At 48.9% G+C, this 20,776-nt stretch carries 16 protein-coding genes; 10 read left to right on the top strand and 6 right to left on the bottom strand.

All coding sequences use genetic code 11. From position 1 onward, the window contains the following. Positions 1 to 197 precede the first annotated feature (197 nt). Complete coding sequence (locus MKZ12_RS09650) at positions 198 to 4,217, bottom strand: DNA polymerase III subunit alpha (RefSeq protein ID WP_339260126.1); 4,020 nt, start codon at positions 4,215 to 4,217, stop codon at positions 198 to 200. 266 nt (positions 4,218 to 4,483) lie between these two features. On the opposite strand from MKZ12_RS09650, the gene MKZ12_RS09645 reads away from it, so the two are divergent. The 3 genes from MKZ12_RS09645 to MKZ12_RS09635 all read left to right on the top strand — a co-directional run bounded on the left by MKZ12_RS09645 (position 4,484) and on the right by MKZ12_RS09635 (position 5,747). After that, positions 4,484 to 4,813 carry a YtrH family sporulation protein gene (locus MKZ12_RS09645; RefSeq protein WP_026081169.1) on the top strand — a complete coding sequence of 110 codons (330 nt, stop codon included), beginning with the start codon at positions 4,484 to 4,486 and terminating at the stop codon, positions 4,811 to 4,813. 21 nt (positions 4,814 to 4,834) lie between these two features. After that, on the top strand, positions 4,835 to 5,323 hold the full coding sequence (locus tag MKZ12_RS09640) for a hypothetical protein (RefSeq protein WP_036609856.1): 489 nt from the start codon (positions 4,835 to 4,837) through the stop codon (positions 5,321 to 5,323). Positions 5,324 to 5,405: 82 nt separating this feature from the next. Then, a complete protein-coding gene (locus MKZ12_RS09635) occupies positions 5,406 to 5,747 on the top strand; it encodes a YtpI family protein (protein ID WP_339260124.1) in 342 nt (113 codons plus the stop codon). Positions 5,748 to 5,891: 144 nt separating this feature from the next. On the opposite strand, the gene MKZ12_RS09630 is transcribed toward MKZ12_RS09635, so the two are convergent. From MKZ12_RS09630 to MKZ12_RS09620, 3 genes are all read right to left on the bottom strand, one after another. Next, on the bottom strand, positions 5,892 to 7,226 hold the full coding sequence (locus MKZ12_RS09630; protein WP_253433039.1) for a DRTGG domain-containing protein: 1,335 nt from the start codon (positions 7,224 to 7,226) through the stop codon (positions 5,892 to 5,894). Positions 7,227 to 7,438: 212 nt separating this feature from the next. Continuing rightward, positions 7,439 to 7,723: a hypothetical protein gene (locus MKZ12_RS09625; protein ID WP_085981456.1), complete on the bottom strand. Its 285-nt coding sequence runs from the start codon at positions 7,721 to 7,723 to the stop codon at positions 7,439 to 7,441. Positions 7,724 to 7,873: 150 nt separating this feature from the next. Beyond that, entirely contained in the window at positions 7,874 to 8,221 is a 348-nt protein-coding gene (locus MKZ12_RS09620) for a YlbF family regulator (RefSeq protein WP_036609862.1), read from the bottom strand. Positions 8,222 to 8,458: 237 nt separating this feature from the next. Here MKZ12_RS09620 and MKZ12_RS09615 point away from each other — a divergent pair, with 237 nt between their 5' ends. From MKZ12_RS09615 to MKZ12_RS09595, 5 genes are read left to right on the top strand one after another with little or no spacing between them, the layout of a single operon-like run. Then, positions 8,459 to 9,826: a YheC/YheD family protein gene (locus tag MKZ12_RS09615; protein ID WP_339240986.1), complete on the top strand. Its 1,368-nt coding sequence runs from the start codon at positions 8,459 to 8,461 to the stop codon at positions 9,824 to 9,826. Between the two features lie 32 nt (positions 9,827 to 9,858). Then, positions 9,859 to 11,049, top strand: a complete 1,191-nt coding sequence (locus tag MKZ12_RS09610) for a YheC/YheD family protein (RefSeq protein ID WP_339260123.1) — start codon at positions 9,859 to 9,861, stop codon at positions 11,047 to 11,049. A gap of 60 nt (positions 11,050 to 11,109) precedes the next feature. Continuing rightward, entirely contained in the window at positions 11,110 to 12,483 is a 1,374-nt protein-coding gene (locus tag MKZ12_RS09605) for a YheC/YheD family protein (protein WP_339240983.1), read from the top strand. Beyond that, positions 12,483 to 13,589 carry a YheC/YheD family protein gene (locus tag MKZ12_RS09600; protein ID WP_339260121.1) on the top strand — a complete coding sequence of 369 codons (1,107 nt, stop codon included), beginning with the start codon at positions 12,483 to 12,485 and terminating at the stop codon, positions 13,587 to 13,589. Before MKZ12_RS09605 ends, MKZ12_RS09600 begins: the two co-directional genes overlap by 1 nt. A 35-nt stretch (positions 13,590 to 13,624) precedes the next feature. Continuing rightward, on the top strand, positions 13,625 to 14,803 hold the full coding sequence (locus tag MKZ12_RS09595; RefSeq protein ID WP_339240980.1) for a YheC/YheD family protein: 1,179 nt from the start codon (positions 13,625 to 13,627) through the stop codon (positions 14,801 to 14,803). Between the two features lie 92 nt (positions 14,804 to 14,895). Here the strand turns inward: MKZ12_RS09595 and MKZ12_RS09590 are convergent, their stop codons facing one another. Then, a complete protein-coding gene (locus MKZ12_RS09590; protein WP_339260119.1) occupies positions 14,896 to 15,582 on the bottom strand; it encodes an HAD hydrolase-like protein in 687 nt (228 codons plus the stop codon). Positions 15,583 to 15,876: 294 nt separating this feature from the next. On the opposite strand from MKZ12_RS09590, the gene MKZ12_RS09585 reads away from it, so the two are divergent. Continuing rightward, positions 15,877 to 17,595, top strand: a complete 1,719-nt coding sequence (locus MKZ12_RS09585; protein WP_339260117.1) for a methyl-accepting chemotaxis protein — start codon at positions 15,877 to 15,879, stop codon at positions 17,593 to 17,595. A gap of 165 nt (positions 17,596 to 17,760) precedes the next feature. Here the strand turns inward: MKZ12_RS09585 and MKZ12_RS09580 are convergent, their stop codons facing one another. Beyond that, positions 17,761 to 18,729: a Gfo/Idh/MocA family oxidoreductase gene (locus MKZ12_RS09580; protein ID WP_339260114.1), complete on the bottom strand. Its 969-nt coding sequence runs from the start codon at positions 18,727 to 18,729 to the stop codon at positions 17,761 to 17,763. 411 nt (positions 18,730 to 19,140) lie between these two features. On the opposite strand from MKZ12_RS09580, the gene MKZ12_RS09575 reads away from it, so the two are divergent. Next, positions 19,141 to 20,772 (top strand): thiamine pyrophosphate-binding protein, encoded by a 1,632-nt coding sequence (locus tag MKZ12_RS09575; protein WP_339260113.1) that lies wholly within the window; start codon positions 19,141 to 19,143, stop codon positions 20,770 to 20,772. The last annotated feature ends 4 nt before the right edge of the window (positions 20,773 to 20,776 follow it).

Raw genomic sequence — 20,776 nt, 5'->3', positions numbered from 1 at the left:
CTCCCGCATCAATACCCCGAGGACCACTCGGTCCTTCGGTGTTCTCAAGTGTATGCAGTAACCTGTTAAAATGTTCATAAAATGTGCGGATGGTGAAATCAGGACCGCGATATAACGATCACAAAAAACCTGTTCAGCATTTAGCTAAACAGGTTTCATATTGTTGGAATAAAGACGATCACTAACGAGATAACCGCTTATTTAATTTTGACCGTCCCTTCACCCAGCATCTTCTCCATGTCGGAGAACAGGGCTGGTGATGGTTTAATTCGGTAGGCATCACTCAGTGCAAGCAGCTTCTGTTGCTGCTCATAGAAGAGCACCGTCGCAACAGGTCCAGGGTGCTCCTGAAGCAGCTGCTTCAGACGTGCCAGAAGCTCAGGCTTCTCCGCATGCGGGGCAATCTTCACGAACACCCGCTGCTCCAACGCCCGCGGTTCTCGGCTCTGCGCCTGGCTGCCAGCCGCTTCAGCGGCACCGCCAGGCCGGGAAGCCGCAGCCGCGGCTGCGCCCATACCCGCCGCATCGCTGCGCGTCGCTGGCGAGCCTTGGCTCCCGCTGCTACGCGCAGCGGAAGCATCCCCGCCTGCGCTGCTGCGCTGCGCTTCGGCTCCTGCGCCCGCTGGCCGCCGCGGTGAAGCCGACGGCGCCGGGCGCGAAGAGCTGCCGCCACCGGGCTTGCCGCGCCGGTCACGGCTACGCAGCTGCTGCTCCAGTGCCGCCTGTGACAACGGCACCACTTCCTCAGCCAGCAGCTTGAACCCTTCGTCCTGCTGCTGCACTTTGGCACGCACGACGAGCAATTCACCTTTCCCGACATGCTGCTGGCTACGCCGCCATACCTCGGGAAAGAGAACCACTTCGCAGCGTTCGATCTGGTCTTCCAGCTCCATGAACGCCATGGCCTTGCCCTGTTTCGTCGTAATTGACTTCACAGACACTACCATACCCGCGGCGACGGCCATTGTGTCGTCTGCCGCCTCGGTCAGCTCCATGATCCGGTCAGCCCCACTCGATTCAAGCACATCTTCATAGTCATCCAGCGGATGCCCGGAGAGATACAAGCCTAACAACTCACGCTCTAGCTCCAGTTGCTGCCCAGAGGAATAAGGAGGAATTTCCGGGTATTCAATCTCCCAGTTTGGCGTCTCCACAAAGTCGAACAATTGAATCTGCAGATCCTCACGTTCTTTGCGCCATTTCAACGCGGCTTCAACGGTCTCATCTAGCATCGCCAGCAATTGGGCCCGGTGTCCGGGTAATGTGTCAAAAGCTCCGGCCTGGATCAGCGATTCAATCACACGTTTGTTACATACACGCAGATCCACACGACGACAAAAATCGAGCAGACTGTCGAACGGTCTCTCCTGCCTTACGATCATAATGCTTTCCATGGCTTGGGTACCGACATTTTTCACAGCAGCCAGACCGAAGCGAATTGCACCCTTTGAGGTAGCCTTCACCAATTCCGGTTCCTTCTGGTTGTAGGTTGCTTCAGGCATGGCTGTCGATGCCTGCCACTCATATCCACCACTGTCCTCTTCGGAGCCAGGACCCGGATCATCCGGCAAAGGTGCTTCACCATATTCAGCTTGTCCCGAATGCTCCTCATGCTCACGAACATGTTCTTCTCTGAAGGAACTTCCGTTACCGTTCGTGGTATGTTCTTCGGCCACGCTTCCGGTGTCACTCTCTGCATCGGCTCCCGCAGTCTGCTGCGATACAATGCTCTGATCCCCGGTGCCTGCGCTACCGGATGGTATAAATACAGGCGTAAACAAAATACCACTCTCATTCACATCCGGCGGAAGCACCTCCATATCCATACGCCGACATTCCACCACGTACTCTGCCACTTTCCGATGACTGCCCATCACGGCTGTCAGCATGGATGCCATAAAGTGCACAGGATAATGCGCCTTTAGATAAGCCGTCTGGAATGCAAGCACACCATAAGCCGCGGCGTGAGCACGCGGGAAGCCATAGTTCGCAAACTTAACGATCATGTCATAAACAAGGTCAGCTTCTTCTTCGCTATACCCTTGTTTCAGACTGCCTTGTACAAAGTGACCACGCTCCAGATCCAGCACTTCCCGTTTCTTCTTGGAGACCGCTCTGCGAAGCAAATCTGCTTCACCCAGCGAGAAACCCGCCATCCGGGAGGCAATCTGCATGATCTGCTCTTGATACACGATGATGCCGTACGTATCTTTCAGAATAGGCTCCAGATCCACGTGCGGGTAATCCACTTCGATCTGTCCATGCTTACCCTGAATGTATTTGGATATGAACTCCATCGGACCCGGACGATACAAGGCAAGTACCGAGATCACATCTTCAAAACTACTTGGCTTCAAATCTTTCAGCACACGGCGTACACCGGCAGATTCCAGTTGGAATATGCCCATCGTGTCACCACGGCCGAGCATCTCGTAGGTCAAAGCATCATCATCGGGAATAAGACGGAAGTCCGGAATTTCTCCATGTTCCCCAATCCAGCGTACACACCGCTCAATGATTGAGAGGGTACGCAGACCGAGAAAGTCCATCTTAAGCAACCCAATTGACTCCAGGTTTTCCATGGAATACTGGGTCAACGCCGTCCCTTCACTGCCCTCCTGAAGCGGCACCGCATCGGTCAGCGGATCACGGGAGATGACCACCCCCGCTGCATGCGTGGAAGCATGACGTGGCATACCTTCGACCTTCATCGCCATATCCAGCAGTTCACGGGTTTTCGGCTTGGTTTCATACAGCGCCTTCAGCTCAGGTGTCGCTTCCATGGCCCGCTCGATGTTAATGCCGAGTTGCGCCGGAATCAACTTCGCAGCCTTGTCTACTTCGCCATAAGGCACATTTAGTGCTCGTCCCACATCACGTACAGCAGCACGGGCAGCCATCGTTCCAAAGGTAATAATCTGGGCGACATGGGCTTTGCCATATTTATGCGCGACATAATCAATGACCTCATCCCGCCGTTCATCGCTGAAGTCAATATCAATATCCGGCATGGAGATCCGCTCAGGATTCAAAAAACGTTCGAAGAGCAGGTTGTATTTCATCGGATCAACATCCGTGATGTGCAACGTGTAGGCTACCAGACTTCCTGCCGAGGAGCCCCGGCCCGGTCCAGTAACTATCCCTTGTTTATGCGCATAGGCGATAAAATCCCAGACAATCAGGAAATAATCCGAGAAGCCCATGCTGTCGATTACACCCAGTTCATACGACAAGCGTTGTTCGAGTTCGGATCGAAGCTCCTCGTCTGTCCAGCGTGTGGACTGCGCGTAACGCTCCTCCATGCCTTCTTCGCACAGTTGACGCAGATACGCCGAAGGGCTGAGTCCATCGGGAAGTGGTCTGTATTCAGGCAAAATCGATTTGCCGAACTCCAGCTTCAACTCACAGGATTCCGCAATGCGGACGGTATTCGCCAGAGCTTCCGGTACATGAGGAAACAACCGGGCCATCTCTTCTTCACTTTTCAGATAGAGCTGATTCGTTCCAATGCGGAGCCGATTCTCATCATCCACGGTCTTGCCCGTTCCGATACAGATCAGTACATCCTGAAGCTCTGCATCCTCTTCCGACAGATAGTGGGCATCATTCGTCGCTACAAGCGGAATTTCCAGTTCAGCCGCCAGTTTGATCAACTGGGGATTCACCCTTTTTTGCTCGGAAAGCCCATGATCCTGAAGCTCCAGATAGAAGTCTTCGCCAAAGATATTTTTATAACGCAACGCCGCACGCCGCGCTTCTTCCTCTCGACCATGCAATAAGTGCTGAGGAACCTCGCCCCCCAGACAAGCGCTAAGACAGATAATTCCCTCATGATGGGCAGCCAGACTTTCCATATCGATACGTGGTTTGTAATGAAAACCTTCGAGATGTCCAATCGAGCACAATTTCATGAGATTACGGTATCCCGTCATGTTTTTGGCCAGCAAAATCAAATGATGAATCGGCTGATCCTTACGGCTTCCCCGCTCTTTGCGGGACCCAGCTGTCATGTATGCCTCGCAACCGATAATCGGCTTGATACCCCGTTCAATACATGCTTTATAAAAAGGAATTGCACCATACATTACGCCATGGTCGGTTAGCGCCAGTGTTGTCATTCCGAGATCTGCAGCCTTATTCACGAGATCCGGAATACGCGCAGCGCCGTCCAGCAAACTGTATTCGCTGTGAACGTGCAAATGCACAAAAGAACTCATGTTTATTTCTTCCTTTCGCCGCAGATAATCACAGCATCGGATCTTCTGATCCGTTTGCCGCTCTATCTTTCTCTTATATATGAATTAAATAAATAAAAAAATGGAATCACCTTAAAAAATCGTGACTACCTCTTAAAAGGAGACTTTATTATTCTATTTTATCATAACGTTCGGGGGCACGCCCATACAATAGAAGTACAAGCCGCTCCCCCTGTGACAGACCGAAGACAGGAGGTGTGCTGCTAGGTCTGAAAGGGGTGTTGCCAGTGAGCACATTTTTGTCCAAAGCCATTCTTGATTTCTTTATTGCGTTTGGAATCGTGCTGGGTGGCGCGATGATCGGAGGTATTGGAGCGGTGATTTCTCTCCAGCCTCCAACACAGACGATGCTCGATATTTCCGGGAAAATAAAGATATGGGCACTCGCAGCTGCTGTGGGTGGCACCATTGATCCCATGCGTGTCATCGAGAGCAATTTCCTGGATGGTAACCTGTCTCCAGCGGTCAAACAAATTCTGTATCTGATCTCTGCTTTTATGGGCGCACATATGGGAACAGAACTGGTAAAGTGGGTGTGCGGCGGAGGCCGGAGCTAATATGAGACAGGAACAGCGTTCATGAGAGTTCCGCCATTCTCCCGTTACCGCCCGCTGATGCGAATGACTGCTGTATTTGTTCTGGGAATGATCGCTGGATGCGTCGTCTACAATGGGGTATTTCACCTGAGTTACAATGCGTTGTGGCTGAACAATCAGGAGCTGCAGCTTCAGCTGCATCAGAATGAGGAGGATATCAAAACGCTGAAAAAATACAGTAAACGCCAAACCGTGATCAAGGAAATCAAGGTCCGTGCAGAAGAGTCCGATAAGGGGCCAGACGAGGCTTCTCTGAAAGTGATGTTACAGAAGCTCGGAGACGAACTTGAGGTGCTCCGCGGCAGAGATGTATTCAATATCGATGAGTATAGCAAAATGACGCGAATCATGCTGAATCAGAAAGTGTACTCCGTCAGGGAAAAGGAATACACCGTTCAGGTCAAAACGATGCTGGTTATGGAAGGCGTACTGCAAGTTTGGGTACAGATTCGCATGCATGTTCCTGCGTAACAGCAAAAAACTGCCCTTGTCTGCATCTCTCCATGGTACAATAAGGGCAGTAAATGCTTTCCAGAAAAGGAGCTGCGTCTTTGTGTTCATTGATGTACTCAAATATGTACTAATCGCTATCTTTGCTGTTGCCATGGTTTTGGCAGCGTTGAACAGCATTCGTTCACACAGAAGCTCGGATGCTACCAGCGCCGGTCTGTACCGTTCGTGGATGAATATCTGGATGGGTGGTATGCTTGTTGTTCTTGCGCTGATCCTGATGTTTGTCTTCACGGGTTCCACCTTATCTGTGGTTGTGGAAGCGCTATTTCTAATTATGGGTGCGTATAATGTATTTGCCGGAATACGTAACCGCAGTTATTATGCGCGGATTCAACAACGGTCCAGTAACGGATCAGGTACAACTTCCGGACAATCTGCATGATTTGTTGAAGCGCTATGATTGTGTCTGCAAAAAAGAGAGTACTTCCCTTCATTAAGCGAAGCCAGAATGCGCTACAGCGCAACCCGGCAAAGCTTCTCCATGAGGGAGTACTCTCTTTGTCTATACCTGAGGCAATACAACGTGCTAGGCGTGGTCAATGGACTGCAATGTCATTACAGCTTTGCATACCACACTGCCTTCACGTGTAACCACAATGTCCATTTTGCACGTTCGACGACTGGTTTCCAGAATTACAGGTCGAACCAGAATCTGATCCTCAATCTGTACCGGTCGAACAAAATAAGTCGTGACATTATCCACCACATGGTCGTTCCCTGTAACATCCCACGCTGCCCGCCGGCCAGCCTGTGTCATCACATTCAACAGAACGCCTTCGGAGATCGTACCCAGATCGGTTGCCATCTGAGGAATGATGAATCCGTGAAATAACAGTTCATTCTGATCACCGCGTTCCTCGGCAAACCCGTTCCAGATCAGATGATCAAACGTCTCTCCCAGTTGTGGCTGCTTCTGTGCATCCCGCATGGCCTGAAGCACTTCCTTGCGTGTGACGGATGCAATCAGTTTGCGGTTGCGATCCACGATTGGCAGAAAATCGATGCCCTCCCAGGTCATAATTTGCGCAGCGGAAGCAAGAGAGGTTTGCAGCGACGCCGTAATCGGGCGGCGAACGACACATTTCTCAATACTTTGATCCGCCGTCAGCTCACTGACATCCTTCAGACTGACAATGCCAATGACCCGGTTCCATTCATCCACGACTGGAAAGCGATGTTCCCCCGTCTCCGAGACCAGCATATGAAAATCTGCGGCTGAACTGGTGACCTTCAATACCTGCAAGCGAGGTTTCTGACCAATGATATCCTCAACAAGCATGATTTTTTTCTTAATCAGCCGGTCAAAGATCGCACGGTTAATCATGGAAGCCACCGTGAATGTATCATGCCGGGATGAAATAATCGGTAGCCCAAGCTCGTCAGCCATAATTCTTACTTCACGGCTTGTCCCAAAACCACCCGTAATCAACACGCCTGCTCCCTGTTCAAGGGCAAGCGAGTGAGCATCCTCACGGTTACCCACAATTAACAGACTCCCAGCATCAATATAACGCGCCATCGCCTGTTCTTTCATCGCACCTATCACATACTTGTGCAGCGGTTTGGCTAGACCTTCGTTACCACCCAGCACATGGCCCTCTACAATGGTTACAACATCAGCAAAGGTCAACTGTTCCGACATGCCCCGAGGTCTCTTCTCAATCCGAACGGTTCCAATTCGTTCCTTGGTCACGACCAGTCCGAAGTTCTCCGCCTCTTTTACGGCACGGTAGGCTGTCCCTTCACTTACACCGAGTTCCCGTGCAAGTCCACGCACTGATATTTTGCTGCCAACCTTCAGTTGTTCAATATGTTGAAGTAACTGTTCATGCTTCGTGACGTTCTCTTCCTGTCCGTCCAACTGTACCACCCCCGAAGATGCATCTGTACTATTCTGTACCTATTATAACACGCCTTCAGGAAAATAACCCCACTCCCATCTCATTCTCATAGGCAAGGTTCCCCCTCTGAGTTTAATCGCTTAATTATCCTCTAATCCTGTATGTAGCAAAAAAGACCGGACCCCTTGAGTCAAGGGATTCCGGTCTCTCATGTTGTATCTACTACTGTACCTTATACAGACTCGCTCCGCTCCTGCTTGTCCAGCAGTTTCATCTCCCACTGCCGCAGCTTCGCCCGGCGAACGGCTTCCAGTGCACGTTTCTTCTCTTCATCTACACCGAGTATAAAATGTAGGTGTGCACCAACGATTAATAAGGAGAATAGCACCCATACGATGCCAAAAATATTAACCCAGTCCATTCCTCCAGCAAAGGAAATCCGCGGCAGTGCAATGACCAGCATCGACAACGCGATAAGCAGATAGATTACATGTTTTGCTTTTTTCAACCTCTTCACCATTCACAGCTCCTTCGTTCGTGATCGACTCTATATTCTAGTCTATGAACGGTAAGGGGCTAATATGAAAGGTTCAGGTAAAAAAACAAGACACCCTTTAGGTACGTGTTCATCCTTCGTAATCAAAAGTGGACTTTTTGAACTACCTTTTTACGCTTCAGCGCCACCGTACAGATGACCCAGGCTGTCTGCAATAATTTTGTTCACGTCTTCAATAATGACACTGAGACGACGCTCCGCATCAAACAAACGACGGATATTCAGATTCAGACTCAGTACTTCAAACAGTTTCTCCATTTTCTCCATCTCATCCGGAGCTGGCATATCCCCGCTCATCATACGTTGTTGCAACTCCATTTGTTGATCACGAAAGTTATCCAGCATTGCTTTTGCATCCGGATCAGCTTCAATCAGCTTCATCGCGGAAGTAATCTCTTCCACCTCGCTGCTTTCTCTCAGTGCTTTGGCCAAATCATTGGCTTTGTCATAAATGTTCACTATTATTCCTCCTCAGATTGGTTTGTTCTTCCGTGTTAATACACGCTTTTCTCCGCGGTCAAACAAAGGCGGTCTGAAACAGGCCGTAGATATCCTGCCTCGAAATCAAATGCATTTAATCCATATGGGTCAATCACCAAGGGTTATATGTCCTCATATGATGAAGCACATGCCATGTTCAGATGCCGTTCAACTTCGAGATCAGACATCAAGTTGCCGCCCGGAAGGAGATCCGTGATGTCCACTAAAAAAGTAACGATTCAGGTTACCGGCTCGGGCATCCTGCAGGACGACGTCATCATGCTGGGCGAAGGGGTGCTCAAGGCGCTTAAAATCCCTTCAGGAAGGCCGCTTCAGCTGCAATTTGGCTCTTTCCGTCGCGAAGTCACTGTCATTCCGGTTCCAAGGTATGATGGACTGCGCATCAATCAGACAGTTGCCAGCAAGACCGGTCTCGTTCCACGTTCGGTCCTGAGGGTATCCTATCGTTCAGCCAGCCGTACCCTTCGCCTTGGGCCCTACATCAGTGTACTGGTTAGCCAGGATTATCCCGATCAGCCCGATCGGCCCTTTGGCTCCATCACGATGTTCTGTCAAGAACTGGTGAACGCCTGCCGTAAGCAAGGCGCCTATGTATCCTTTTTCACACCGGAGGATATTGGAGCGGTAACGGGTTATATGAAAGGCTGGGTGTATGATGACGGCTGGAAAAAGACTGTTCTGCCTGTAGCAGACGTCGTCAATAACCGGCTAACGTCCCGCAAGCTTGAGAACAAACCTAGCGTACAGCATTTTATGAAAGAAGTAAAATCGCTCTACGGCACGCAAACCTTCAATGAAAAGTTTCTGGACAAAAACGAAGTATTTGACGCACTCAAGTCCATTTCAACGCTTAAACGAGTTCTTCCCGAGTCCCATTTGCTCAAAACATCCACCATGCTCAAGACGATGTGCAATCGGCATCCGGTTGTATTTCTGAAGCCCGTACGCGGTTCTTTGGGCAAAGGCATCATTCGGGTCTCACGTCAGACGGACGGAAGTTTCCTGACTCTGGCGACTGGCGTTGGGGGTACCCGGAAACAAACGTATGCTTCTCTGGATAAACTGTATGCCAGTATGGCTGGGAAAATGAAAACAACGCGTTATCAGATCCAACAAGGGCTGACTCTCATTGACAACAGTGGCAGGCCCGTGGATTTCCGTGCGCTCGTGCAAAAGAACCGTACAGGTAAATGGAGTGTAACCTCCATCGTTGCACGAATTGCGGGCGGGAGTCACTATGTATCCAATCTGGCAAGAGGTGGAAGCCTCAGCACCGTCAAAGAGGCGGTTGCCAAAACGCAGTTGTCCGGATCGGCCAAAGCTTCCGCATATGCAGGATTGCACACCGCAGCACTGGATATCGCCAAAGGGATTGAGAGTGCCATCCCTGCTCATTTTGGTGAACTCGGTATTGATCTGGCCCTTGATACCACTGGACGCGTATGGCTGCTCGAAGTCAACTCCAAACCATCCAAGAATGATAATACACCACTGAGTGAGAGCAAGATCCGCCCATCCGTCAAAGCCATGCTCGAATATTCCACGTATCTGGCGGGTTTTTGAAAAGTCATTCTACAAAGGAGAGGTGCAGCGAAATGTTTCCATCATCTGAGATCAAAACAATGGCCATTCTGGTGCGTGCAACTGAAGGCTCACCTCCCTTCACGGATGAACTTTTCTGCCGTCGTCTCAGCTTGGGGAGTGTGCGATACGCCCTTCAGATTATTGTGATTCCAATATCGGTTGATGCAGCCCATCTCCCTCTTCAATGGGGATATGTCTATCATCAAGGGAAGTGGAATTCGGTACCTGTCCCTGCGGTTGATCTTATTATGGATCGTTGCCTTCGCCCTCTCCCAAGGAACGTTAGACAGAAGCTTAAGGAACAGATACGAACGAAGGACTCAGGTCAATATCGTTATTGGTCGGCTTCTCTTCCAGGAAAATGGGAGGTACATCGTCTGTTGTCCCGAAATCCTGAGTTGCGGTCACAACTTGCCCCCACCACCCGGATCGGATCGCATATTCCTTGGGAATCGTGGCTGGACCGTTGGCCCAAAGGATTATTCTTCAAACCGATATCCGGGACTCATGGCAAAAATACCTTTCGCCTGTCTCGGGGATTAACTCCATCCACATGGATCGCGGAGGGGCGTAACGAACACAATGAACCCTTTTTCCTTACATTCAACCATACTCAGGCTGTATCTTCCTGGCTGGCATTACAACAGGCTGAGCGCAAGATGATCGTGCAGCCCTATCTGGAGCTTAGCCATCAAGGAAGAGCATTCGACATACGGGCACTAATGCAAAAGAATGGGCACGGTCGCTGGACGCTTACCGGATGTATGGTACGAGAAGGACCCGAAGGTTCACTCACATCCAATCTTCACGGTGGGGGCAGAGCCTATCCGGCCCATGCATATCTGCTCCAGCGATATGGAACGACCCGTACAGAAACTCTGCTAAAGAACATCCGGCAGACTGCTACGCTAATCCCCACCCTGCTGGAGAGCCGTTTCGGTAGGTTAGCCGAATTGGGGCTTGATTTCGGAGCAGATGCAGAGGGCCAACTCTGGCTAATTGAAGTCAACTCCAAACCAGGCCGCACCTCATTCGCAGACGCGGGCGACCGACGCATGCATATCCTGACTTATACCCGGCCGCTTGCCTATGCCCGTTATCTGTTGCAACAACATGTTCTCACGGACGTCATTCGTCCAATGAAATTGTCGAATACATCCAGCAAAGCTGGCCTGAAACCCATCCCGATTCACGGCGGCTGAGGCCCGCAGTGCCTGCTTGCCATGGAGCCCAAGGATCTTTTCAGGATAGGAGGATAAATCATGAGTTTGACCTTTTGCAATCTGCATTTCACCAAGCAACCGGATAAAGTGGTTTATGTATCCAACGCTTTAATGAAGAGCCTCAATCTGTCCGGCAAAAAAACGGTGAACCTTCGCTTCGGGCGTGACCGGGTACCTGCAACGATTAAACCAATCAAAAAAGCAGGTAAACATCTGTATCTCGCTTCAGGTATCCGTAATATGATGAACGTTCCCAAACGGGGCAGTATTTATCTCCGGAATTTGCAAAATGATGAGGTTCAGTTAGGTCCGCTGATCGGCGTACTCTCTGATGGGCCTGCGACGAGCACTAATCCATTCGGTTCCCGTACGGGTTTCATTAAACAGTTACTCCGTGAAGGCAGCCGAAAATCCTATATTTATGCCTTTACTCCCCGGGATATCAATTGGCAGAATGAGACGGTATCCGGTTTTTTTCTGAATGAAAACGGAAGCTTTACCCGTAAAACGGTACCTCTGCCCGATGTTGTCTACAATCGGTTACCAAGCCGTCGTTCCGATTTTTCACCTGCCATTAACCAACTACGGGAACGATTTGTTCGTCGGAAAATCCCGTTCTTCAACTGGAGCTTTTTCAACAAGTCGGATATCTATACATTGCTGGAGAATGAACCGGTGGCAGGTCGTTATATTCCGGAATCCATTACGAATCCGTCCGTTGAACAGATGAAGGAAATGTTGGAACGCCATCAGTTCGTCTATTATAAGCCCACCGCGGGAAGTCTGGGGAACGGGATCTATCGCCTGACTTATTCGCCCAAACGTGGTTACTTCGCTCGTTATCGTAAAAAAGGCGGTAATGCACTCCTTCGGTTTGGGTCCTTCAACAGCCTGATGCGCATGCTTCAGGGAAGACACGGTAAACAGCTTCGCGGATATGTTGTTCAGCAGGGAATACGTCTAATTGAGATTGATGAATGTCCAATTGATTTCCGTTTTCACATGCACAAAAACGGTAACAATCAATGGGTCGTTGTCGGGATTGGAGCCAAAAAGGCAGGACGTGGCAGTGTTACAACACACATCAAGAATGGCGGCTCCCTAATGACTCCTGAGCAGGCGCTCAGTCGCAACTTCGGCGATCGTGCGGGAGAAGTTCTTCAGCATGCCAAATCCGTCGCTATTACACTGGCCCAGGCGATTGAAACCCAGCACCAGCATCTGATTGGTGAGATTGGCTTTGATCTGGGCATTGATCAGGAGGAACATGTATGGATGTTCGAAGCGAACGCCAAACCCGGGCGCTCCATTTTCCGTCACCCTTCACTCCGAGTGGAGGGAAAATCATCGGTGGAGCACATTCTGGAACACTGCCTATATTTGAGCAAGTTCCGGAAGAAGGAAGAAATTTGATGAGCCTTCATGATGATTTCAAACCTGTCATTGCTGTTTTGACCATGCATGATAATCAGCGTATGTTCAGGGGGAACCATCAAAATTTTCAGGATATCCTGCAGACAGGCGAGAGCATGGGATACGTGGTGTACATTGTGACTGTGCGGGATCTGAACGTGGGTGGTCCCACCGTGAAAGGATATACGTACAACAAGGGAAGCGGAAAGTGGGTGTCACAACCCTTCCCCCTTCCCCATGTTCTGTACAATCGTATTCCCAACCGGGAAGACGAAGGAAAACCTTCCGTTCAGCGCAAAATTGACGAATGCATGCAATCAGGAATCGAACTGTATAACCCGTTCTTTTTCAACAAATGGGATCTGTTCGAATGGCTTAAGAAGTCCAAATCAACTCAGCAACTGATCCCTTATACCCGTCGGATGCGAAGTGCTTCTTCTCTGGGTTCCGTTCTACGAAGCTATCCCTATCTGTACCTTAAGCCTGAGAGCGGCAAAGCGGGCAAAGGGATTATGATGCTTAAATTTCAGGAAAAAGAACGGCTTCCCTATCGACTCAAAATACAAACCACACGTAAAAGCATGACCTATAAAGCAGCTACACTCGCCAAGTTGTGGGCACGGATTCGCAAAGAAACCGGACATACGCCTTATATCATGCAACAAGGCATAGAACTGGCCTCCTCTCGTAAACGCCCCTTCGATCTGCGTGTTCTGGTACAAAAGAACAGCAAGGGTCAGTGGAGTGTGACCGGTGTAGGTGCGAGACTTGCTGGCTCCCGCAGTATTACAACGCATGTGCCACGCGGCGGGACCGTAGAAGACCCTGAGAAGCTGCTGACCGAGCTTTTTGGGGAAGAACTGACAACAACCCTGATGAAACGTGTGAAATCCACTTCATTAATGATCGCAAGGCAGGTAGAACGGGGATCGGGTTACACACTCGGAGAAATGTCCATGGATCTGGGCATTGATGACCTGGGAGAACTCTGGTTCTTTGAAGCCAATGCCAAACCCATGAAGTTCGATGAACCACAGATCAGACGGAGGTCATTGGAACGTATATTTCACTACAGCGCTTATCTTGCCCGTCAGTCCACACGATGATCGACAGGAATACTGCAAAAAGAAGGTGATTGCTTGTGTCCTCACCTGTTCTGGGCATTATGACGTTGTACTTAAATGAACATCGCGCTCTTGAAGAACGAAGCATCTATCGCAGAATGATTCTTGAAGGGCGCAAGCGGGGACTCGATATCTATGTGTTCACACCAGCCGACGTGCACCCTGGCGGCAAACAAATTGAAGCCATGGTTTATCATGAGGGAAAAGGCTGGTCCAGGGAATGGCGATCATTCCCGGACCTGATCTTCGATCGATGCCGGATACAGCGTAACCGCAGGTTTCAGCAACTGCTTGCTTTTCGCGAGAAGTATGGCCATCTGCTCTTTCTCAACAGACCTCTACGCAATAAATGGACCATCCACCAGACCCTGTTGCAAAAGTCCAACTTTCGAGAGCACCTGCCGGAAACTGCTCTATTTCAGGATATGTCCGATGTAAATCGGATGCTCAAAGTTTCTTCTCTGGTCTACCTCAAACCTATTAATGGAACAGGCGGACGTGGTATTCTGCGCATTGAACGCGGCAGTAGCGAGGCCAATACAGTGCTTGTTCAGGGGCGGGATCAGAAACGTCGTATCATCACTCCACGTAAAGTTCATTTATCACGATTAGGCTCGTTGCTCCAGCACTGGAATATGAAAGACAAGTATCTTGTACAAAAAGGCATTCAGCTTCAGCTTCCGAATGGACGTGTGCATGATTACCGCATGCTCGTTCAGAAGAACGGTGAAGGGCAATGGGAGCTTACGGGATGTGCCGGACGCATGGGTGCAGAAAAAAGTGTAACCTCCAATCTGCATGGCGGCGGTCAGGCAATAGCGATGAACCGACTCATGAAGCAATGGATCGATGATGACGACCTCCGAGCAGAGATTAACACAACTGCAGAGAAGTTTGGCATTGAAGTTGCTTCATTTCTGGAAGATACGTATGGGGACCTCTGTGAGTTGGCATTGGATTTGGCGATCGACAGGAGTGGACGCATCTACTTGCTTGAAGTGAATCCCAAACCGGCACGTGAAGTATTCGCTCGTATCGGTGAGCGGGATATCTATTATAAAGCCATCACTCAACCGCTGGAGTACGCCTTGTGGGTGTATCGCAATCAGCCCAGTCGCCCAGCCAAACCGATAAGGACCACCCGGCTTGCAAGCAACAGACCATCTGCATTGAAGAAAGCACGCAAAAAGAGATGATCCGTAGCAAAAATACAAGAGTGCCCAACCCGTAATTCAGCTCGGGTTGGGCGCTCTCATATGATGACTGACATTTTCAATTGAGGATTAGCTTATTCTGCTTCATCATACAGGCGCAACAATTCTGTAAAATCAGAGATGAGCACATCTGAGCCCGCAAGCTCCTCATCACGGCCGAAACCGGCGTAGGCACAACCGATGACCGCCTGACCGTTCATTTTACCAGCCTCCACATCAGAAGAACGATCCCCTACCATCCAGGCGTCCTGAATACGATGTTTCTCAAGCAGGATCTGCACCAGATTAATTTTGGAGGGAGTCTTGTACTGGCCAGCACTATATACCCCTTCAAATAAAGGCATAATCTCGTGTGCAAATGCCACACCCTTCACATAGTCCTCTAGCCCATTACTTGCGACAAAAAGACGTACTCCTTGTTGTTTCAGTGCTTGCAGCGTTTCTTTTACACCCGGATACAATTGGGAACTTCCTTGATCAAGCCCCTCAATTTCCAGTTGGAGCAGCAGTTCGTCTGCACGGCGATGTGCCGCTTCCGATGCCTCAGGCATAACCACTTTCCATATATCTTCGAGCAACATGCCCAAGCTTCCCAGCATGCGTTCCTCTGGTGGAGTTTCTCCTTCAAAATGCCCTTCGGCACGCAATGTATCAAATAGTTGCTGGTAAGCCGGCAACAACAGGGTCTCCGTCTGGAATAGCGTACCATCCATGTCAAAAATCATCGCTTCCGGTTTGAGCAATACCTTCTCTTTAGTCATGTCCAATGTTCCTTTCGGATTGGGATATGTATATGTAATTGGAATCGTTCCCTTCCCATGATAAACATAACGTTTGCACGTGTAAACCAACGATTGTAAAACATCGTCACCCTCAAACATTATACACAAATAACCAAACCTTATATTATAGTTAAACAAACTATATACAAAAGAACTTTCTTTACGTATAATACTAAAAAATAGTGCTTTAGACACCTAATCTAAAGACCCATAATCATCACATTTCCAGTTTTTTCGACAACTACATATACCCCATAGAGAGGAATAACAAACATGAAAAAGCGTAAGACCTTCAAGATTTTTTATAAGATTGGATTAGGATATTTACTCGTGCTTGCTGTACTGGCTGGTTGCATCCTGCTGATTCAGAACAGCACAAGTCAGCTTCAACGGGAACTGGATTTTCTGGTCGATCACGATATGAGAGTACACGCCCTGACCTATGAGCTCGAAAGAAACATGGTGGATATGGAAACAGGTCAACGTGGTTACATCATCACCGGGCAGGACAATTACCTCGATCCCTACGTGCAAGGAAAAGGTGAGCTCATTACACTCCGAGACGAACTTGCTGCTTTGATTTCGGACAATCCGGATCAACTTGCACTTTTGGAAGACATACATACCAATATGGAGAACTGGGTCCAAGTCGCTGGAGAACCCGTGATTGCCCTTCGCCAAGCCAATAATACGCAAGCCATTCGAGATTTCTTCGCAGATGATCCAGGTAAAAGAGACATGGACCAGATTCGGACTGCCCTCGATACGTTTCGAACCAATGAACATACGTTAACCGAAAACCGTACAGAAGCGCTGAAGCAAAAAAATGCACTCCTGAACCTGGAACTATATGGGGCACTTGTCGTTGTGGCCATCATCTCGTTCATCACTGCATTGGTCCTCTCACGCGCCATTGTTAAGAACATCCGTACCGTGAAGCAGGCATTGAATGACATCGGTTCTTCCAATGGTGACCTCACACTGAGAATCGCTACGCCAATGAAAGACGAAACTCGTGAACTTGCAGAGGCAGCTAATACAATGCTCGCTGGTTTGCAGCAAATGATGTTGGATGTTCAGAGCAATGCCATGATTCTGAGTACAGCTTCGGATCGATTGGATAAAGGGGTTGCCGATAGCCATCTTGCTGGAAAAGAGGTTGCCACTGCGATGGAACGTGTCGCGGAAGGGGCTGATGAACAGGTTGCTCTTACGCAAACCATGGTAGCCGCGATGCAGCAATCCCTCACCGGGCTTAATCGTGTCGCCTCCTCGGCAAGTGACGTTGCAGAACGTGCTGTGCGTACCGAATCCATTGCCATGGATGGGCAACAGCGCATTGATAATGCAGTAGGCAAAATGAGTTCCATTGAACAATCCTTCCTCTCTGTACAGGAAGCCATTAATGAAATTTCGATGATGTCTGATCAGGTGATCAACATCGCAGACTCCATGTCGGGTATTGCGAGACAAACGAATCTGCTTGCACTCAACGCCGGAATCGAAGCAGCCCGCGCTGGGGAAAATGGACGTGGCTTCGCTGTCGTTGCCTCGGAAATCCGTAATCTTGCAGATCAAAGTGCAACATCCGCGAAAGAGATTACAAGTATATTGGAAACCGTGGTAGCAGGTGTTCAAAGTACGGCTCAGGTCGTTGATGAGAGTACTCTACATGTAAATGAAGGGTTGCGAACCATTGAGGATGCAGGTAATGCCTTTTCAACCATTACTCAGCATATTCATAACCTTAGTGGTGAAGTTCTGGAGGTATCTGCGGTTGTCGAGGAGTTAACTTCCGGAAGTGAGGACGTGATGAAGTCCATTAATGAAGTAGCAGCTGTTGTGGAAGATACGGCTTCAGCCACGGAAGAAGTATCTGCAATGACGGAGGAACAACTTGCTTCTCTGCAAGAGATGTCTGACACGTCCAAGCAGTTGAATGAAATGTCTGATGCACTTGATCAGCTGGTTAAGCGATTCAAGCTTGCGTGATCCAAAACAACATACGGATTGATTGTCTATACAGCTATATCTTGTCTCAACTCAACGGAAAGAAGCATCGCAGACAGGCACACTTGGGCCATTGCGATGCTTCTTTATTCTAGGAAGAATGGTGCAAGAGGAGTTACAATGAGTACCTCTATGTCCAAACTCTTATCACGATTGTTCCGTGTTCCGTAACGCCTCAAGTACCAACTGCGCCTGATACCCATCGTTAAAATCATATATCTTGGCTGGTTGTCCTTGTATACGGGCAATGACATGTTTAAGTACAGGCAATTCACTCGCGGATTCCAGCACTTCCACTGGAGAAAGTGGCTGGCCCACCATGCCCGTCTTCAAATCTTCCCAATTTTCCAAGGCAATCGTGCCCTTCGTACCATACACCACCATGGATACTCGTTCTTCTCCCGCAAATTGAGACATGCCGTTTAGCTGAATTCGAGTCCCGTCTTCCAGTTCCAGTGCAGCCTGCACTTCAAGTTCACATTCTCCATTCTCAGGATATTGAACCTGAGTACTCACTACCCGGATGGCTCCGAACACCTTTTGAATCATATGAATCCAGTGAATCCCCACTTCAAGAATAAATCCACCCTGTTCCCGGCTCGTAATCCATGCATTCTGTTGCCATGATCGTGGCCACTGCGGGAATTGCAGAATGAGATCTATTTTGCGAATCGCCCCTACCGTACGCTGCTCGATCATCTCTTGCAACTTCAGCACGGAAGGTTCATGCGGCATTGAGAAATGGATGGCATGAATAACGCCCGCCTGCTCCGCTGCATCTAACATCACTTTGGCTTCTTCCACACTATTGGCAAGCGGTTTCTCACAGAACACATGAATTTTTCGCTCCAGTGCTTCCATGACAACCGGATAATGAAATTTCGGTGGAACTGCAATATACAACAGGTCAATCTGATGTTCATTTATCAATTGCTTGTAATCCGTATACGTTCGAACCTCGGGATGAGAAGCTGCAAAAGACGCCAGACCTTCCTCATTCGCATCACATACCGCAACAATTTCAATCGTGGTATCCATCTTCGTATTCTCGATTTGATGAACCATATGTAATCCCATTTTACCCAGACCAATCAGAGCCATCTTGATGACTACCATTTTATCCCCTCCAAATTCCTTTCCAGTATAGCAGATAGTTAAGAATTGCGAATGCGATGCGTTGATACGAAAAAAAATAAAACCCTAGCTTTCAAGTCGCTGGTTGAACCTGAAATTCATCATGGTTAGTCATTTTTTTACATTATTTGTAACTCGCTAATATTTAGGTAATTCGTTGCAGGGATATATAACCATTTATTTTTGCTTTATCCAGCAACACTTTAAGCGTTACCAACTTAAGAATCAGGAAATTAGACTCACAAAAGTAGTTGACAAAAAACCACAAAAAAAGATACTCTTCCTAAATAACAAAGAATATTTCCTCTTACAACCTTAGACATTGACTTGCATTCAACAAATGGAATATGCGTATGGTTCTATTAACCTATTTCATGAAGCGAGGTGTCCCGCGTGAGAACAGTTGCGGACTATTTGGCAGAAACTCTGCGTAATCTAGGCGTTACTCATGTCTTTGGTATTATTGGTAAATCCATCTGTCCTGCTGTCCTGAAGATGGTGGATTACGGATTAGAGTTCATTCCAGGCCGTCATGAATCCAGCTCAGGTTTTGCCGCATCCGGTTATGCATTACAGACGGGTAAACTCGGCGTTGCCTTTGCCACATCCGGTCCAGGCGGAACCAATCTGATCACTGCTGCCGCCCATGCAAAGGCCAACAACCTGCCCGTACTGTTTATTACGGGTCATCAATCCATTCAGGAACTGGGGCTACCCCAGTGTCAGGACTCCTCTTCCTATCTGGCTGATCTGGCCGAGATGTTCAAACCTGCTACACTATTCAGCAAACTGGTTGAGCGTGGTGATCACTTCGGCACACTGCTGAATCATGCCCTTTCCATTGCACTCGGCCCCAACAAAGGCCCCGTTCACCTCTGTCTTCCTTTTGACGTACAGACTGAATTGTTATCTCAATGCCGGATTGTCATTCCTGAACCGGAACCTCTGCTTAGTGTATCTAACCTGAATCGCATTCTTCCTCTCATTCAACAATCCAACCGTCCCTTAATTATTGCTGGTAAAGGTGTAAGTCGCGCCAGGGCTCATGATGAATTGCTCCATCTGGCAGAATCGTTCAACATCCCTGTCATTACTACTCCTGGTGGAAAAGGAGCGATTGCGTGGGACCATCCCCTGTACCATGGACCTTGTGGTGTTGGTGGTTTCCCGCATGCAGACGACATGCTGAACCAAAGTGACCTTTATATCGTACTTGGCTCACGTCTGAGTGACATGACCATCTGCAATCTGAAACCTGATAACCACCCGGCACACCTCATTCAATTTGACGCTGATCCTACATTTGTAGGCAAAATTTTGAGCGCTCAAACCCTACATATCACCGGTGATTTGAAGGACAACCTGCAATATTGGCTGGGCACTTTGGAAGACCTCCCTACTCCTGTGAGAACAACGCCACCCATGGATTACACTGTTCCTTTACCGGATCTCCCCCAACTGTCTCTGGCTTCTGTGCTGGATGGGATGAGCGATCTGCTTCCATACGATCATACACTGTTTGTCGATGATGGCAGCCATGGATTTCATGCGGTCCAGCGATATAAAGTCAAGAAACCAGGCAGCTTTGTGTTTGACGCGTACTTTGCATGCATGGGTAACGCCATTGGTATGGCGATAGGCGCAAAGGCCGCTTCACCCACAGAGACCGTCGTATGCATCACCGGAGACGGATGTTTCATGATGCTTGGGACGGAGATCAATACCGCAGTATGCAACAATCTGAATGTCATTTTCATTGTCGTTAATAACAAACAACTGGACATGGCACTCAAAGGAATGGAAAAAACAACGGGCAGAATTGATGGCACATTATATGAAGTTCCTATGGATGCAGCCAAATTTGCCGAATCTCTCGGTGCAGTTGCGTTTCGAGCAGAGACCCTTGCTGAGTTCTCATCTGCGCTGAACACAGCCCAGACGTTGAATCAGGTAACTGTTATTGAGCTTCTGACCGATCGAGATGAAATTCCACCCACGGCTCACCGCACCGTAACTTTGAATTAGGAGG

It is taken from the genome of Paenibacillus sp. FSL R5-0713, assembly GCF_037973325.1.
Taxonomy (GTDB): domain Bacteria; phylum Bacillota; class Bacilli; order Paenibacillales; family Paenibacillaceae; genus Paenibacillus.
Note: the sequence above shows the minus strand (reverse complement) of the source record. Positions and strands in the feature narration are given on the sequence as shown.

Coding starts and splice junctions, on each gene's coding strand:
- MKZ12_RS09650 (WP_339260126.1), bottom strand. CDS start 4,217: ATGAGTTCTTTTGTGCATTTGCACGTTCACAGCGAATACAGTTTGCTG.
- MKZ12_RS09640 (WP_036609856.1), top strand. CDS start 4,835: ATGAGAGTTCCGCCATTCTCCCGTTACCGCCCGCTGATGCGAATGACT.
- MKZ12_RS09615 (WP_339240986.1), top strand. CDS start 8,459: ATGTCCACTAAAAAAGTAACGATTCAGGTTACCGGCTCGGGCATCCTG.
- MKZ12_RS09610 (WP_339260123.1), top strand. CDS start 9,859: ATGTTTCCATCATCTGAGATCAAAACAATGGCCATTCTGGTGCGTGCA.
- MKZ12_RS09605 (WP_339240983.1), top strand. CDS start 11,110: ATGAGTTTGACCTTTTGCAATCTGCATTTCACCAAGCAACCGGATAAA.
- MKZ12_RS09600 (WP_339260121.1), top strand. CDS start 12,483: ATGAGCCTTCATGATGATTTCAAACCTGTCATTGCTGTTTTGACCATG.
- MKZ12_RS09590 (WP_339260119.1), bottom strand. CDS start 15,582: ATGACTAAAGAGAAGGTATTGCTCAAACCGGAAGCGATGATTTTTGAC.
- MKZ12_RS09585 (WP_339260117.1), top strand. CDS start 15,877: ATGAAAAAGCGTAAGACCTTCAAGATTTTTTATAAGATTGGATTAGGA.
- MKZ12_RS09580 (WP_339260114.1), bottom strand. CDS start 18,729: ATGGTAGTCATCAAGATGGCTCTGATTGGTCTGGGTAAAATGGGATTA.